15 protein-coding genes and 2 pseudogenes are annotated in these 17332 nt (G+C 35.4%); 15 read left to right on the plus strand and 2 right to left on the minus strand.

The window, feature by feature from the left end; genetic code table 11:
* Positions 1 to 305: 305 nt before the first annotated feature.
* The 11 genes from ACFQZ1_RS14650 to ACFQZ1_RS14700 all read left to right on the plus strand — a co-directional run bounded on the left by ACFQZ1_RS14650 (position 306) and on the right by ACFQZ1_RS14700 (position 11409).
* Positions 306 to 1139: a histidine racemase CntK family protein gene (locus tag ACFQZ1_RS14650; RefSeq protein ID WP_377882914.1), complete on the plus strand. Its 834-nt coding sequence runs from the start codon at positions 306 to 308 to the stop codon at positions 1137 to 1139.
* A 28-nt stretch (positions 1140 to 1167) separates the two neighbouring features.
* Entirely contained in the window at positions 1168 to 1956 is a 789-nt protein-coding gene (locus tag ACFQZ1_RS14655; RefSeq protein WP_377882915.1) for a nicotianamine synthase family protein, read from the plus strand.
* A gap of 30 nt (positions 1957 to 1986) precedes the next feature.
* Positions 1987 to 3303, plus strand: a complete 1317-nt coding sequence (locus ACFQZ1_RS14660; protein WP_377882916.1) for an opine metallophore biosynthesis dehydrogenase — start codon at positions 1987 to 1989, stop codon at positions 3301 to 3303.
* A gap of 155 nt (positions 3304 to 3458) precedes the next feature.
* Positions 3459 to 5087: a staphylopine-dependent metal ABC transporter substrate-binding lipoprotein gene (gene cntA, locus ACFQZ1_RS14665; protein WP_377882917.1), complete on the plus strand. Its 1629-nt coding sequence runs from the start codon at positions 3459 to 3461 to the stop codon at positions 5085 to 5087.
* 215 nt (positions 5088 to 5302) lie between these two features.
* Complete coding sequence (opp1B, locus tag ACFQZ1_RS14670) at positions 5303 to 6235, plus strand: nickel/cobalt ABC transporter permease (protein WP_377882919.1); 933 nt, start codon at positions 5303 to 5305, stop codon at positions 6233 to 6235.
* Entirely contained in the window at positions 6236 to 7138 is a 903-nt protein-coding gene (cntC, locus tag ACFQZ1_RS14675; RefSeq protein WP_377882920.1) for a staphylopine uptake ABC transporter permease subunit CntC, read from the plus strand.
* Complete coding sequence (gene cntD / locus ACFQZ1_RS14680; protein WP_377882921.1) at positions 7119 to 7925, plus strand: staphylopine uptake ABC transporter ATP-binding protein CntD; 807 nt, start codon at positions 7119 to 7121, stop codon at positions 7923 to 7925. Before cntC ends, cntD begins: the two co-directional genes overlap by 20 nt.
* Positions 7926 to 7927: 2 nt before the next feature.
* Positions 7928 to 8674, plus strand: coding sequence for an ABC transporter ATP-binding protein (locus ACFQZ1_RS14685; RefSeq protein ID WP_377882922.1), 747 nt, complete (start codon positions 7928 to 7930; stop codon positions 8672 to 8674).
* Positions 8675 to 8728: 54 nt separating this feature from the next.
* Positions 8729 to 9907 (plus strand): staphylopine family metallophore export MFS transporter CntE, encoded by a 1179-nt coding sequence (cntE, locus tag ACFQZ1_RS14690; RefSeq protein ID WP_377882923.1) that lies wholly within the window; start codon positions 8729 to 8731, stop codon positions 9905 to 9907.
* Between the two features lie 750 nt (positions 9908 to 10657).
* On the plus strand, positions 10658 to 10819 hold the full coding sequence (locus ACFQZ1_RS14695) for a hypothetical protein (protein WP_377882114.1): 162 nt from the start codon (positions 10658 to 10660) through the stop codon (positions 10817 to 10819).
* A 188-nt stretch (positions 10820 to 11007) separates the two neighbouring features.
* Entirely contained in the window at positions 11008 to 11409 is a 402-nt protein-coding gene (locus ACFQZ1_RS14700; protein ID WP_377882924.1) for a VOC family protein, read from the plus strand.
* Between the two features lie 70 nt (positions 11410 to 11479).
* On the opposite strand, the pseudogene ACFQZ1_RS14705 reads toward ACFQZ1_RS14700, so the two are convergent.
* A pseudogene (locus ACFQZ1_RS14705) lies at positions 11480 to 11674 on the minus strand (MFS transporter); the annotation flags it as partial.
* 241 nt (positions 11675 to 11915) lie between these two features.
* Entirely contained in the window at positions 11916 to 12545 is a 630-nt protein-coding gene (locus ACFQZ1_RS14710; protein WP_377882925.1) for a LysE family translocator, read from the minus strand.
* 280 nt (positions 12546 to 12825) lie between these two features.
* On the opposite strand from ACFQZ1_RS14710, the pseudogene ACFQZ1_RS14715 reads away from it, so the two are divergent.
* The 4 genes and pseudogenes from ACFQZ1_RS14715 to ACFQZ1_RS14730 form a co-directional block, all read left to right on the plus strand.
* Positions 12826 to 13869: pseudogene (locus ACFQZ1_RS14715) on the plus strand (IS4 family transposase); the annotation flags it as partial.
* Positions 13870 to 14343: 474 nt separating this feature from the next.
* Positions 14344 to 14982 carry a TetR/AcrR family transcriptional regulator gene (locus ACFQZ1_RS14720; protein ID WP_377882926.1) on the plus strand — a complete coding sequence of 213 codons (639 nt, stop codon included), beginning with the start codon at positions 14344 to 14346 and terminating at the stop codon, positions 14980 to 14982.
* A gap of 107 nt (positions 14983 to 15089) precedes the next feature.
* Positions 15090 to 15875 carry an SDR family NAD(P)-dependent oxidoreductase gene (locus tag ACFQZ1_RS14725; protein WP_377882927.1) on the plus strand — a complete coding sequence of 262 codons (786 nt, stop codon included), beginning with the start codon at positions 15090 to 15092 and terminating at the stop codon, positions 15873 to 15875.
* A 233-nt stretch (positions 15876 to 16108) separates the two neighbouring features.
* Positions 16109 to 17302 carry an IS4 family transposase gene (locus tag ACFQZ1_RS14730; protein ID WP_377882928.1) on the plus strand — a complete coding sequence of 398 codons (1194 nt, stop codon included), beginning with the start codon at positions 16109 to 16111 and terminating at the stop codon, positions 17300 to 17302.
* Positions 17303 to 17332 lie beyond the last annotated feature (30 nt).

The following is a 17332-nucleotide window of genomic DNA, read 5'->3' on the forward strand; positions in this document are numbered from 1 at the left end:
CAATGTTTCCACTTAAATTCTGTTGGCTTTTTCATACGGATACACATCCTTTATGGATTGATAATATCAGTAATATCAGTATGTCCAAGCTTCTTAGATTTTTTGCACCAGAACCTGTATGGTGACCCCTACTACAATACTAGAATTCTTTCGTTTTCTACAAAACAATATATTATTATAAGATCCATTTTTTTCCTTGACACTATCAAACATCATGCTATACTTGAGTAAATCGTAATCATTACGTTTTAAGAGAATAATACTCATGAAGCAAATAAAAAATATAGATGTAAAGGGTAGTTGTGATGAAACAGGAAATAGATTTTATAAAATTCAATCCAACACAAAATATGACAATTCTTGTTAAAACTAATTATCTAGTTGAGAAGTATAAGCACGTTGCTTCAAAAATTATGTCATATGACAACGTGTATGCTGAACAAGTAGGTTTTATAGAAAAACCGATAAATAATGAAGCTGCTGCACATCTACAGATGGCTGGAGGAGAGTTTTGCGGCAATGCTTGTATGGCATTGGCAGCTTATATTGCATCTGAAAAAGGGCTAAAGCATAATGATTTAGCGGAAATATTATTAGAAGCTTCAGGTACGGACAAATTAATAAGATGCCAAGTAAGAAGAAATTTAGATGAATATTATTGTCAAGTTACTATGCCTATTCCCAAACAGGTAGAACAGAGAACAATACAGTATGAGGGTGACGATTTGGATATTATTATAGTGAGATATCATGAGTTCATACATATTGTGATAGAAGTAGAGGAATTTGGCAGGACAGTGAGGCAAAAGGCACAATCATTGGCAAAGTTGCTTGGAGTAGTTTTAGGTGCCAACCTGATCGGCATTTTATTGTATAAATCGGAATCTGATGAATTGGCGCCCCTCATTTATGTCCCACATCTAGACAGCATGATATGGGAAAGGGGGTGTGGTTCAGGTACAGCCTCCTTAGGAGCCTATCTAGCTTGGAAGAATAAAGGGGAGATTGTTGCAAGGATAAGGCAGCCCGGCGGCACTATTAATGTAGTTGCTAATTGTCATGAAGAAGAATTGACAAGTCTTAAGATTGAAGGATCCGTCGGAATAGTAGCACAAGGCAAAGCTTTTATAGATGTTTAGTTATAACTTTGTATTGGGGGTTGAATGAATGAATGCGTTAAAAACATTTCAAGAATCTTTAAGCGAGTTTTTAGAAAAATTTGATGATTTAGCGGGAAGATATGATCATACAATTAATAATTGTTCAGAGTTAGAGAGTTTAATAGATGACTATTCAAAATTCATCACAAACGAGAGGAATAAAGTAGCTTGGAAACAACTGCAAGAATCCAGTGATTTGAATCAACTTGTGGCGGATTTAAGAAAAAAATCGGCACTTTGTGTTGCTATTATGGAGAAATACCATGCATTGAAGTTGCTGAGTGGAAATGCAAAAATGACCGATTACTTCAAAAATATAGAATCGTGTATTGAAAAAGAATTTGGCAGTTTTCAAATTACTTCTGAATCAAAGGTATTATTAGTTGGCTCAGGTTCATTCCCAATGACACTATTGCTAATTGCTAAGCGAACAGGAGCAGAGGTTGTTGGCATAGATATTGATGATGAGGCTATCCAACTTGGACGAAATGTAGTAGAGAAATTAGGAAATGGATTAAATATTAGAGTAGAAAAAATATTAGTGGAAAATCTTGATTTTACAAAAGATGTGACCCATATCATTTTTAGTTCAACTGTTGAAAGTAAATATGACATATTGGATCAATTACATACATTGACGAATGAAAATGTAGTTGTTGCTATGAGATATGGTGATCAGTTGAAGTCCTTATTTAATTACCCGATGAGGGAGATAGATGGACAAAAATGGAAGATGCTTGAAAACATATTACGTCCAGATCATGTGTTTGATATTGCATTGTATAAAAAAGCATAAGTTACTTGTTTGTAAGAAAGGGAGGCTTTTATGAGTGATTTTAAGCGAGTCTTGCTATTAGGAACTGGTCCTACATCAATCCAACTTGCTTTAAATTTTAAAAAACAATTGAATTGCTATGTAGGAATTTCTGGAAGAGAATCTGTTCGTTCAGAAAAAGTCTTTGCAGCGCTTAAGCAAAGCAATCATCTTATTCGTGTGAGCGTTCAAAATGAAAAGCATCGAAATATGGAAGGTGAGTGCTTCGTTGATCAAGTTTTTAAAGGATATGGAACAATTAAGGGTGACTGGGATACCATTATTTTTTCTGTAACAACAGATGCCTATATTGAAGTATTAAAGCAAATAAATGGTGAACTTTTAAAACAAGTGAAATGTATTGTTTTAATCTCTCCAACTTTCGGTTCCAATAGCTTAATAGGTAACTATATGGATTCTCTTAATCCGGATGTGGAAATTATTAGTTTTTCTACATATTTTGGAGATACACGATGGATGAACGACAGACTACCTAATAATGTTTTAACAACAGCGGTAAAGAAAAGGGTTTATATAGGCTCCACACACTATCCATCTAAAAATGTCAATAGACTATGTAAGGAATATGGACAATTAGGTATTGCTCTAGAAATTATGAAGTCTCCAATTGAGGCGGAGACAAGAAATATTTCTTTATATGTACACCCACCATTGTTTATGAATGATTTTTCATTAAGTGCGATATTTAGAGAAGTAGATGTCAAAAAATATGTATACAAAATTTACCCTGAGGGGCCTATTACGCAATATTTAATTCGTGACATGCTGGCTCAATGGAAAGAAATTATGAATATTATAAGGAAAATGAATATGCAAAGTATAAATTTACTTAAATTTATGACAGATGATAATTATCCGGTGAGATTGGAAAGTTTATCACGTCGTGATATAGAAAATTTCAATCATTTAGAGACTATCCATCAAGAATATTTATTGTATATACGTTATACCTCACTATTGATCGATCCTTTTTCAGAGCCGGGTAAGGAGGGGGAATATTTTGATTTTTCTGCTGTTCCATTTAGGAAGATGTTCGTCAACAAGGAAGGGTATTTGGATATCCCGAGAATGCCTAATGAAGACTATTATCGTATAAAAATAATACAAGGAATTGCAAAGTATTTAAATGTGAATTGCCCAACAATAGATAAGTTCATTAAAACATATGAAAGTAAAATTGAACAAGTTGCTCGATCTCATAAAGGCGAATTATTATCCAATGCATTTGTAGTTCAAAGTTTTGATGAAGATTTGAAAATGATATGCAGTGAAATAGGAAAAAGTATAGAGTCAAAGACGGCAGAATAGGACCTGTCATAAAATAGAATATCATATTTATACCATTTAAATCGTAATCATTACGGTTTTAGAGTAAATTTATTAATATATGAAACATTAGATCCATATCTGCCAAGTCAAAAAGAGTTGCATTCAATTAAGTAAGATGAAAAGGAGAGGATAGAGTGTTTAATAAAAGATTTAAGTTAGCGGCTATAGTTTTTTTGATCTTATCTATTCTAGTTGGCTGCTCAGCAGTTACAGGAAACTCTGATAATGAGAAAAAGGAAAATGCCAAGGTATCGGACAAAGAAACAGAATTAGTATATGCATCAGCCAAAGATATTAATGATATGAATCCTCATTTGTACACAGGTTCCATGCCGGCTCAAGGGATGATATATGAATCGTTGGTTGAGAATACGGAAGACGGAATCAAGCCTTTACTGGCCGAATCATGGGAGATTTCAAAAGATGGAAAAGTATACACATTTCATTTAAGAAAAGATGTGAAATTTCACGACGGGGAACCATTTAACGCAGAAGCAGTGAAGCAAAATATTGATGCTGTACAAAAGAATGCAGCAAAGCATTCCTGGAGTAAGCTATCAACAAAAATAGTAAGTTGCAATGTAGCAGATGAGTATACAGTTGAATTAGTACTATCAGAAGCATACTATCCAACTTTGGTTGAATTGTCGATGACTAGACCTTATGTATTCATATCACCCAAAGACTTTGTTAACGGGGGCACAAAAGATGGTGTAAATGGTTATCATGGTACAGGACCATATATTCTCACTAAACATAAAGTTGATGAGTATGCAACTTTTGAAGCGAATGAAAACTACTGGGGTGGCTCACCTAAAATTAAAAAGATTACTACTAAAGTCCTTCCAGCAGGTGAAACGACATTTTTAGCATTACAAAAAGGAGAGGTTAACTTTATTTTCACAGATGATCGAGGTGCGGACAGTATTGATGTCGAAGCAATGAATCAATTAGTTGATTCAGGTGATTATCAACTTGTTAGAAGTGAAGCAATGAATACAAAAATGATTGTAGCCAATAGCAGCAAATCTTATAATCCTGTGAGTGAAACGGCTGTTCGTGAAGCCATTTGGTACTCTATTGATAGAGAAACAATAAGTAAAGATATTTTAAATGGTACTGAAGCGGCAGCCAATACACTGTTTTCACCTAACGTCCCTTATGCAGATGTCGATTTGAAGAAACGAGGCTATGATTTAGAAAAAGCGAAAGAGATTTTAGAAAAAGCAGGCTGGAAATCGGAAAATGGTGCTGCCGTTAGAACAAAGGAAGGCAAAAAATTAGCAATGAAACTTTATTATGATAGCAATTCTTCTTCCCAAAAAACAGAGGCTGAATTTATCCAAAGTTCATTGAAAAAAGTAGGTATTCAGCTGGAAATTATCGGCGAAGAGTCAACTTCAATCGCTAATAGAAGATCGACTGGTGACTATGATTTATTATTCAATCAAACATGGGGATTAGCGTATGATCCACAAAGTACAATTGCTGCTTTTACTTCTGGGTCTGCCTATTTACATACTACTAGTGGCATTGCGAAAGCAGATAAACTCTATAAGAAAATTGAAGAAGTTATGATGTCCACTGATGAGGAAACACGAAAATCGTTATACGCTGAAATTTTGACAATTGTTCATAATGAAGCAGTCTTTATTCCCATTACAAATGGCAGTGTCACTATAGTTTCTCCTAAAAATTTAAAAGGCATCTCATTTAAGCAAACACAATTCGAGTTGCCATTTGAGCGAATGAAGTTTGAATAGAAATATAAATAAAGGGGGGCCCCTTTTATTTATGAGAAAGTGTAAATTTTTTAAGTTTAAGCTAATGTAAGAATCTTAATTTTATTGTACACATGCAATCGGCCCTTCGTATTTCTAAGCAGACGATCATTATAATGTTCAGAAGTGCTTGTCGCTTAATAGATTAATATATATGCAAGTTTCAAATAATATTTTCTATTAAAAGGAGATTTTCTATGGGAGGCTACATCATTAAAAGGCATTTAATATCAATCCCTTTACTCTTGATCATTTCGTTTTTAACGTTTGTTTTAATTAATCTTTCTCCCCTAGATCCGGCCGAAGTGGTTTTGCAAGCGCAAGGTGTTCCAAAAATAACAGATGAATTAATCGTTCAAACGAAAGAGGAGTTGGGGCTGGATAAACCATTTATAATAAGATATTTCGAATGGGTCATTGCCTGCTTACAGTTGGACTTTGGGAATTCATACGTGACAGGAAAACCGGTTTGGTCATTAATAGGTCCAGCTTTTCTGAATACGTTAAAGCTAACGTTAGTTTCATCTGTTGTCATTATTATTTTATCAATATTATTAGGTGTTATTTGTGCGCTGAAAGAAGGAAAAATACTTGATAAATCGGTAAGAGGATTTTCATTTTTTCTGACTGCAATGCCGTCATATTGGCTGGCGTCTCTTATGATTTGGTATTTTTCTGTTAAATTGGACTTATTGCCAACAAGCGGAATGGACTCGTACAAAAGTTATATTCTACCGGTTATTGTTATTGCGATAAGTTATGCAGGCATTTATTTCAGGGTCGTTAGAAGTTCGATGTTAAGCAATTTAAATGAAGACTATGTACTGTATGGAAGGGCATGCGGCGTAACAGAGAGGAAAATTACCATGCATATATTAAGAAATTCGTTACAAGTTGCCATTTCGATATTTTGTATGGCTATTCCCATTATATTGGGAAGTACAGTAGTTATAGAGAATGTTTTTGCTTGGCCGGGGTTAGGGAGTCTAAGTGTTAGAGCAATTCTAAGCAGAGATTTCCCAATCATCCAAGCTTATGTTCTTATATTAGCGGTGGCGTTTGTATTGTTTAATACGATTTCTGACATTATAAATGCTGTGATGAATCCTAGGTTAAGGAAGGATTTCTAAATGAGAATATTGAGAAACTTAAGTAAAGATAGGTTGGCTGCCATTTCTTTAATAGTAATTATTGTGACGATTGTCGTTGGTATATTTGCCCCTTTGATTGCACCACATGCCCCTGAAAAAATAAATATGAGCCTTCGGTTTGCGACCTCATCATGGGAGTACCCATTAGGTAACGATCACTTAGGGAGATGTATTTTATCCAGATTAATTTATGGAATTCGTCCCAGCGTTTTATGGGTTTTAGCTGCATTGTTCATATCTGTTTTGACTGGGGCTATTGCAGGCTTTATAGCGGGTTACTTTAGAGGAAAAGTAGATGCCTTTATTATGAGGATTTGTGATATTATGCTTTCTTTCCCGGGATACGTTATGACATTGGCGATTGTTGGTATTCTAGGGGTGGGTCTTGAGAATATATTGATTGCGTTTATTTGGATGAAATGGGCATGGTTTGCTCGAGTAATCAGAACGTCTGTTATGCAGTATGCTGAATTAGAATATGTGAAGTTTTCCAAGGCGTCTGGTATTAGTAATATAAAGATTATATATAAGCATATTGTTCCTGTTACATTTTCTGATATAGCAGTCATTTCAAGCAGCTCTATTGGTTCGATGATTTTGCAAATATCAGGGTTTTCATTCTTGGGTTTAGGAATTCAAGCTCCAAATGCTGAATGGGGAATGATGTTAAATGAGGCGAGGGAAGTCATGTTTTCAAGGCCAGAGTTAATGTTGGCGCCTGGTTTAGCCATTATTATCATAGTATCTGCATTTAATTTTTTATCTGATGCACTTCAAGTTGCTTTAGATCCTAAATTAATAACCTCTAAAAATCAGTCTCAGGAAAAAGAGGCAGCAACAAGAAACAGAGGTGGCAAAATTTATGAATATATTAGAAGTTAAAAATTTGAAAGTATTGGATATTAATACCGGTAAAATAATTATCTATAATAGTTCATTCAATTTAAAGCAAGGAGGCTGTCTCGCAATTGTAGGAGAAAGCGGAAGCGGTAAGTCCGTGACTTGCAGGTCAATTATGAGATTGAATAAAGCTTGGATTCGCCAATCAGGAGATATTCTATTTAAAGGAGAAAACTTAAACAATCTTCCTGAAAAAGAAATGAGAAAGAAAAGGGGAAGAAACCTTTGCATGATTCTGCAGAATGGTATGGGGGCATTTGATCCTTCTTGTGTGATTGGTGTTCATTTAAGGGAAACACTTGTTGAACATTTCGGCTGGAGCAATAACGAAATAGAAGGAAAAATGAAAACTGCCATGGAAAGCGTCGTGCTAAAAAATCCGATAGAGATTATGAATAAGTATCCACACCAACTATCGGGTGGAATGTTGCAGCGGATTATGATTGCATTGGCATTAGTATTAGAGCCCGACATTATTATCGCTGATGAACCGACAACAGCATTGGATACAATCTCACAATTTGAGGTCGTTGAACAATTCATGAAATTACGTGAAAGAATGGGCAGCTCGATGATCTTTGTTTCCCACGATTTAGGTGTAGTAAAAAAAATTGCTGATGACGTTTTGGTAATGAAGGATGGAGAAATTATTGAAAGAGGAAACACCCGAACTATCTTTTCAGAAGCGGAGCATGAATATACAAAGTATTTAGTATCGACGAGACTGGCGTTGAGCAATAATTTTAAGAAAATAATGGGGAGAGCTTAAAATTGCTGAAAGTTGATAGTGTTGAGAAATCCTATAAAAAAGGTGGATTGTTTTCAAAAGGAAAACAGAAGGTTTTGAACAATGTTAGTTTTGAATGCAGGAATGGCGAGTGTCTCGGTATTATCGGAGAAAGTGGAAGTGGAAAATCAACATTGGGACGTTTAATAGTCGGAATCGAAAAGCCTGATCGTGGAGCAGTTTTATTTGAGGGAAAGAATATACAGGATAGAAGAGTGAGATCAGGTAATATTAGCGTTGTATTTCAAGACTATACCTCCTCAATTAATCCATTTTTTACTGTTGAAGAAGCAATTATGGAGCCATTAAAAGGACGAAAAAAGGTTCAAAAAGAGATTCAAAGCAAGATTGATAGGCTATTAAGTCAAGTTGGATTAAATCCATCCTATAGAAAGAAATACCCTCATGAATTATCAGGAGGAGAAGTTCAGAGGGTGTGTATAGCAAGAGCCATTTCAACAGAACCGAAATGTATTTTATTAGATGAGGCAATTAGTTCTTTAGATATATCTGTTCAAATGCAAGTGCTTGAATTATTAAAGGAATTAAAAAAAATCTACAATATGAGTTATGTTTTTATAACTCATGATATACAAGCTGCTGCTTATATTTGCGACAGAGTCATTTTTTTTAGAAATGGTCAAATCGAAGAAATAGTTAAAATTGAACAATTAAAGGACGTTCAGTCAGAATATGCTAGAAAGTTATTGCAGACGTTAATAACTTCTTAATACTGAAATACACGAAACCACAGAATTTGTTACACGATTTAGGAGGAGAAAATGTTGAGTGGAGCTATGTCTTGGCCTTTTCTGCGTTTGTATATGTTGGTTCTTCTTTATTTTAGTGCCAATTCTATACTAAATGTTATTATCCCTTTACATGGGGAAACGTTAGGAGCCAGCAATACAACAATTGGCTTGATCATGGGGGCGTATCTGTTTACCACCATGTTCTTTCGACCATGGGCAGGTCATATTATTCAAAAGCATGGGCCGATAAAAGTGTTACGCATTATTCTTATTATCAATGGACTTGCTTTAACACTATATACATTTACTGGATTAGGGGGCTTTCTAGTTGCCCGTATGTTACAAGGGGTATCGACAGCTTTTTTTTCAATGGCATTACAGATAGGTATTATTGATGCACTGCCAGAAAAGGATCGCTCTCAAGGTATTTCACTTTATTCTTTATTCTCATATATACCAGGTATTATTGGCCCCATACTAGCATTAGGCATTTGGCAAGGGGGTATGAATTATTTTACAGTGGTGATGGTAGCGATTTCCATATTTACAGGAGTGTTCGGCTATAGTGCCAAGATGGACAAAGCAGACGCTCCGCCAGATACAAATAACGCCGAGCAGGGACTAAGTACGTTTAAATCATTTAGTCAGTTAGTAAAAAATCCGTTTTTATTTAAATGTAGCGTATTGATGTTAGTTGCATCAATTGTATTTGGGGCTATTACAACCTTTATACCACTATACGCTACGCAATTAAAAAGCGGTAATGCCGGAATTTACCTAATGCTTCAGGCGGGTACCGTTGTCTTTGCTCGTTTTGCTTTAAGAAAAAAAATTCCTTCAGACGGCAAATGGCATTCATCTTTTATCATGGGGACTATGCTTATTTTAACAGTAGCAGCGCAATGTGTAAGCTTTTCTATAACGGGTGGGGCTATCTTTTTCTATGTTGGCGCAATTTTAATGGGGATAGCTCAGGCACTCCTCTATCCAACGTTAACAACTTATTTAATCTTTGTCTTGCCACAGATGAATCGTAATGTGTTACTTGGTTTATTTATTGCTATGGCTGATTTAGGTGTTTCGCTAGGTGGTGTCATTATGGGGCCGATAGCTGATTTTTCCTCATACTCATTTATGTATATGATTTGTGCTATCTTAGGTGTGACAATGATCCTTTTTGCCTATGATCGACGAAAAATATTTGTTGGATAAATACAAAGGAGTCTTCCAAAATTTTCATTTATGAATTTTGAAAGACTCCTTTATTATGGTTGAATTTAATATTTTACTCTTATAGGGGTACCGTCACATGCCTATCAACTTAAGAAAAGTAAACAACCCAAAAGCGAAAAAAAGCTGACTTCTCAAATAACTAACTGTAGAAAAAGGAAATTTTTATTTTGGGGGTACTTCAAAATATTAGCTTGATAGCGATGGGGTAGCACCAACAAAACGCGAATTTCGTACGCTAAGCAATTTTTCACATAGGGGTCACCATACATAGCCATCAACCTAAAAAAAGAAAACACCCCCAAAATGAGAAAACTGAGCAATTTGCTCAAAATCTTTGTTCTGGGGATGTTCTTTACTCTTAACTTGATAGGCATGGGGTACAGCCGAGATTTGTGTAAAAATAGGTTATAGGATTACTTTTATTTCCAATATAATTTAAAATTGAATTTTTTATCTATTATCATACACCATAATCACACAATTGAAACGAAGTGTTTTCAGTAACTAACCAATGGATGATTAGGGTTAACCCATAGTAGACAAAGTCAGGTTTTTCATTGTAAATAAACTTTATTTGGAATAAAATAAAGTTATCAATAAATGTCATAGATAAATATGGTAAAATATACATAGAGTAACAGCTCAAAAAGTAAAATGGTGATTCAAGTTAAAAAAGTACTCATGTGGGTGCTTTTTTTACTGTCTTACAAATACAGAGGGGATTTCATCATGAATATTATCGACTTAGAACTAGTACGAAAGAGAAAGAGCAAGGAAAATAAAATGATTACAATACCCATTATCGAACGGGTTTTTGAAGTAAATGGAGAAATTCAGTTTGAAGTAGCTGGCGAAAAAGAAGTTCCTATTTCTTGGCTAGAAAAGGAATAGATATTCTTAAAAAGAAGAGAAATTCAGTTATAATATGAGCTCTTAAATATGGAATCCCGTCAGGAAAATACGGATTTACAACGCTAAGCCCCTTTTCTTGACGAGGTTTCTTTTATAAGATTCGCTTCTGTTGTCAGAAATAGAGTATAGTAGGAGTAGTTGAAAATATATTCCAGGAGGCTATAGCTATGTCACAGGAGATTTGGATTAACCTGCCGGTCAAAGATGTTGAGAGGTCAACTGCCTTTTTCAATGAGATTGGATTCCATGCGGTGAGCGTAGGTAACGAGAGAGCCAAGCTTGCAATAGGAAAAACAACGATTCTACTGTTCCCGGATGCGGCGTTTGAGAAATTTACAGGTTCAAAAATCGCAGATACTTCCCATAGCGCAGAAGTAATATTTTCTATTGGCGCTGAAAGTAGAGAAGAAGTAGATGCATTTATTCAAAAAGTAGAGTTTGCCGGAGGAAGCATCTTTGGCAAGCCGAGTGAAATTGATGGCTGGATGTACGGCGCAGGATTTGCCGACCTGGACGGTCACCGGTGGAACCTGCTGTACATGGATGAGAGCAAAATGCCGAAACGCTAATATGGAAGCGCCGGTCACTTACTTAAGGTCACCGGCGTTTTTCTACGCCCCGTATTATCTTATAATCTCATATTAATTTCTTTCGATCAAAACAATCTACTATTACACCTACTATTGGGCCAAACAAAACAATAGGTAACACTCCGATAGCAAAAAGTGAACTCATAATTATTGCTGAACCGGTTAACTCATAGGCAATTCAAGGAATGGCAAAGGTATATATAGAATCACCGATCCTAGAAATCAATACACCAAAAATAAACATCACGTAAGTACTGGGGAATTGTGTAATAGTTGAAACTAAATTTCTATTTTGTGTATTCTGTTTCAACGATGAACTTAAGTTTGTTTCTTTTTTCATTACCGTATCTAATTTACCTCCTTTGTTAGTAGTTAAATATATTAATAGGTAGTAATACCCTTATTTATTAAATGTTCAATGATTATAAGATTCTTTAAAGTACCAAGGTATAACTTTTTTAAGGTAACTATTTATCTACTTTATTTTAACTAAAAAATCCTTTCGATAAATTATACATAGACCATAAACCAAACATTAATATAATTAATCCAGAAACACGATTTACAATATTGAAAGGAAAGTTTTTTATTCGATTCTTCAATATTCCAGTTACACTACTGAGAGTTAACCACCATAATGTGGAACCTAAAAACACTCCTAGTACTACAGCTAATTCAGTCATAGTATCATCATTGGGATTAGAAATTCCTAGCCCAGAAAAAATGGCTAAGAAAGATAAAATGGTTACCGGATTTGTAATGGTTAAAAAAAAGGTAGAAGCATATGCTCCAAAAACAGTATTACCATTGGCTTCAGCTGATGTTTTTGACGGTTTTGAAATGAAAATTTTCAGTCCTAGATATAATAAAAACACACCACCAATAAAATGAATCCATCCTTGTTGTTCAACTAAAAAATTAGTTACAAATGTTAAACCGAGTCCAGCGATCATTCCATACAGACCATCAGCTGTTGCTGCACCTAAACCCGATATAAAACCAATAAATTTTCCGTACTCAAGTGTACGTCGTATGCATAAAACTCCAATAGGACCGACAGGAGCAGCTATACTAATGCCAATGATTATTCCCTTGATAAACAATTCAAAAATCAACTTAATATCCCCCCGATGTTAAGACTATCCTTTTGTAGATTTAATTATTTTTGTGTTTATAACAGTCCTTATTAGAGTTAATATTCAGAATAAAATAATAACACTTTGTTTATAATTAATAAATAAAATTATATAATTTTATTTACTAATTAACGGGGTGCAGCTAACGCACCAACAGGGGTACTGACGCATGCCCATCAAGCAAAGTTAAAATTATACCCTCAAAATGAAAAAACGCTATGCTTATCGTAAGAAGTTTATAAGAAAGGATGGCGTTTTGATGAATCCTATCATTTCAAATGAACTGAATCTTTTCGCACAAGAGCTACAATACTTTTTATCTCCAGTAGTCCTACAAGATATCGCCAAACGAGTTGGTTTTGTACAGCGATCTAGTAAGTATCAAGCAAACGAACTCATTGCCCTTTGCGTATGGCTCAGTCAAGAAATTGCTAGCACATCACTTACACAATTGTGCAGTCAGTTAGAAGCTTCGACTGGGGTACTTATGAGCTCAGAGGGACTGAATCAACGTTTTAATCCAGCAGCTGTTGTATTTCTTCGAGAAGTCTTTACTTCTCTTCTTACACAAAAACTCTGTTCAAATCACTCGCTTTCTGCACACATGATCTCTACTTTCAATCGTATTCGTATTTTAGATGCGACAGTGTTTCAACTGCCTGATCATTTCGCCACTAACTATCAAGGTTCAGGTGGGAGTAGTAACACGGCAGGCGTGAAAATCCAATTGGAATATGATTTACTTAGTGGTCAATTTCTTAATGTGCAGCTTGGGCCAGGAAAAAATAATGATAAAACATATGGTACCATCTGCCTTGAAACCGTAGAGGCGGGCGATTTGTGTTTACGTGATCTTGGTTACTTCGATTTAGGAGACTTACAAACCATTCATGATCAAGAGGCTTACTATATCTCGCGGTTGAAGTTGAATACACGCATTTATATCAAGAACCCTGAGCCAGAATACTTCAACAATGGCAAGTTAAAAAAGCAAACAGAATACATCCGGCTTGATATGACACAAATTATGTGTGGTCTAATCCCTGGTGAAACGATGGAAATCTCCGAGGCATACATTGGCCAAAATCAGAAGCTTCCAGCACGTGTCATTATTCATCGTTTAACCGATGATCAAACGCAAACACGCCTGAAAAACCAAGCGATACGTGAAAAGAAGAAAGGCATTGTCATGAAGGATAAAAGTAAACGTTTAATGGGCATGAATGTATATATCACGAACACGTCGCTAGAAGAAGTACCGACGAACTACGTGCATTCATTGTATTCACTTCGTTGGCAGATTGGGGCACGGCAACGATTACTACTTTTAGGGGCCACTCACCACTTTAAGTTAACAGAATTCCAGTTCTGTTAACTTTTCGAAATAAATCTAACAAGATTAGTTTACAGAACACCTGTAAATATTGTTGGGAAATAAGTTTACGGAACATATTTAAAGAAAACATTCTTGGAGACTTCATATCTAATTACCTTAAAGTCAATGTTCTATCATACATTTTAAAGTTTTTTACAAGTGGCCCGAAAAAGAACGAATCGTTGCCGTACCCCTATTACTTATTACTGTTTTGGAAGCAGTTATTATGGATTCAGTTGATTTTAGTAGGGGTGCTCGCTGTATATAGCTTTGTATTAGTTTAAATTTTAATAATTGACAAAGATTTATCACTTCGATACAATGATTCCAATAGGAAACGTTGTTTCTGTAATTGCATGTAAGATTTATTTTTTAAAATTTTTTAAGGAAGTGCATTGAATTATGTCTAAGTTATCGCATTCCTATAAAAGCTATTCAGAAGTGAAGCTTGAGCAACAACAATTGCTTCGTAAAAATGTCATTGATGCCGCATGTCTCCTTCTTTTAGAGGAAGGCCCTGAGTCAGTAACAGTACGACGAGTTGCTCAGAAATTAAGTTGTTCAACAAAAATTATTTACAGTCTTTTTGGTAATAAAGATGGTCTTGTTAATGAAATGTACATGGATGGATGTCGGCTATTAGCTGAAACTTTTCAACAAGTACCGGTCACAGAAAAAGTCCTTGATGATTTGGTTGCTATAAGTTGGGCTTATTGGCAATTTGCACAACATCATTCTGGTTATTACAAAATGATGTTTGGCGGGAAGTTATCTGATTTTAAGCCGGATGAACAAAGTCTTGAAGGCACGATTACTGCATTAGCCCGAATCCAGCAAACCGTAATACGTGCTATTGAACAAGGCGAATTTGAAGATAATGATCCGCTACTGGTTGTCAGAATGCTTTGGTCTGCTTTACATGGAGTCATACATCTTCAGTTTGCTGGTCATTTTTCTAATTTAAGCATGGCTCAAGAGGTCTATGAATTCACATTAAACAAGACGCTTTCTTCATTTAAGACATCCTCATTTCAATCATAGAATATTGAGCATACTGAAGTCCTTGTAACAAGTGACTTCAGTTGATTATTGCTTATCGGTAACAGTGTTACCAAAATAAAATATCGTTTCTGAGGAGGTTAATTATTATGTTTACTTATTCAAACAAAACGGCTCTCATCACAGGTGCATCATCTGGTATTGGTGAAGCGTTTGCCTATTCACTAGCAGCAAAAAAATGCAATCTCATTTTGGTTGCACGTAATGAAGCGAAATTGAAGACGTTAGCTACAGAGCTTTCAGTTACACACAAAGTTAAGGTAATAGTAATTGCACTGGATCTTTCCGTACCAGGTGCGTCACAAGCTTTACTCCATGAGGTTCAAAATCATCATTTGAAGGTTGATCTTTTAATTAACAATGCAGGCTTTGCTACCTATGGGTACTTTGAGCAAGTCTCAGGAAAACGGCAGCATGAGGAAGTGATGCTTAATGTCGCTGCTTTAGTGGATATCACACATGCATTCATGCCTGATTTATTACGTAATCGGGATGGTGGGATAATTAATGTTTCTTCCACTGCCGCCTTTCAGCCCGATCCTTATATGGCTGTTTATGGAGCAACCAAAGCGTTCGTGCTCTCCTTTAGTGAAGCGCTTTGGGCTGAAAACCGTAAACGGGGGCTTAAAGTCCTTGCGCTCTGTCCAGGTGCAACAGAAACCTCATTTTTTGATGTTGTTGGCTCGAGCGAAGCCTCCGTTGGCTCTAGACAACCCCCAAACACTGTTGTAAATAACGCTCTACGAGCACTTGAGAAAGGGCGTAGCCATATTATATCTGGTTGCCAAAATTATTTAGTGGCCCAAGTCTCAAGATTTTTCTCTCGTCGTTTTACACTAGGAATTGTTGAACGTACTCTCCGACCACGTAATTAAATGCAATTTACAAATTATAGTTTTGTAACACTACTCTTTTATCCAGATCTAGTGCAGTAAATTTATATTTTTGATGCTACTTCATGTAGAAAACAATACTCTAAACATATGAAAATATCATTTTCATATGAGGGGTATCGCCACATCGCTATCAAGCTAAGGTTTTGCACTATCCATAAAGCAAAAAAGACGTTATCCTTTTTATAGAATTATAGGAAAGGATGGCGTTTTTTATGCGCTTTTCGATTCAAGATGAGTTTCATTTGTTTGTTGAAGAACTACAGCGATATCTATCTCCACATATTCTTCAACAATTTGCACAAGAGACAGGTTTTGTAAAACGTAAAAGTAAGTATGGCGCACGAGATTTGGCTGCTTTATGTATCTGGATTAGTCAACATGTAGCAAGCGATTCTCTCACCCGATTATGTAGTCAACTTTATGCAAATACAGCTACACTGATGAGTCCAGAAGGACTTAATCAACGTTTTAATCGATGCGCTGTTTTATTTCTACAGCGTGTATTTTCTCTTTTAGTCAAAAGCCAACTAAACGATTCATCTCAAATTTCAAATCAATACACTTCTTATTTTCAACGTATACGTATTTTAGATGCTACTATTTTTCAGGTTCCCAATCATTTGGCCCCTATTTATCCTGGTTCAGGAGGATGTGCACAAACAGCTGGTATTAAGATTCAGCTAGAGTATGATTTACATAGTGGAAAATTCCTCAATTTTCAAATGGAACCAGGTAAAAATAATGATAAAACCTTTGGTACAGGGTGTTTAGATACCTTACGACCAGGAGATTTATGTATTCGAGATTTAGGATACTTTTCTCTAAAAAATTTAGACCAGATGGATCAACGAGGTGTATTCTATGTTTCGCGGTTGAAGCTAAATAATAGAGTATATGTGAAGAATGAATCTCCAGAATTCTTTCGGGATGGAACAGTAAAAAAGCAATCTTTATATGTTTTACTTAACCTTGAAGATATTATGCATCAGATAAAACCAGGAGATACTTATGAAATTCGAAATGCCTATATTGGACAACAAAAATTACCCTCGCGGGTTGTAATATACAGACTCACATCAACTCAAATTCATAAACGTAGAAAACAGCAAACTTATGTTGAAAAGAAAAAAGGGGTTACATACTCTGAAAAAAGTAAACGATTAACAGAAATCAACGTTTATATTACCAACATACCATGGGAAATTGTTCCGATGGAACAGGATCACCGTTTTATAAAGAAGAGAGTTCGATCCATGTTAGGATTGAACTCATTTCGTACAGCTACCTTGATTTTGAGGGGCATCGAAGCTATGCATATGATAAAAAAAGAGAAACTTCACCAAAGGGTGAACTATGCCCAAAATGAGGTTGAAGTCATTCATAAGTTATTTAAGTTAGCTGCTTAACCTCAAGGTTAATAGGATATTGCTATTCTA

Origin of the sequence: Bacillus sp. CGMCC 1.60114 (genome assembly GCF_042676365.1) — a bacterium.
GTDB classification, from domain to species: domain Bacteria; phylum Bacillota; class Bacilli; order Bacillales; family Bacillaceae_G; genus Bacillus_A; species Bacillus_A rhizoplanae_A.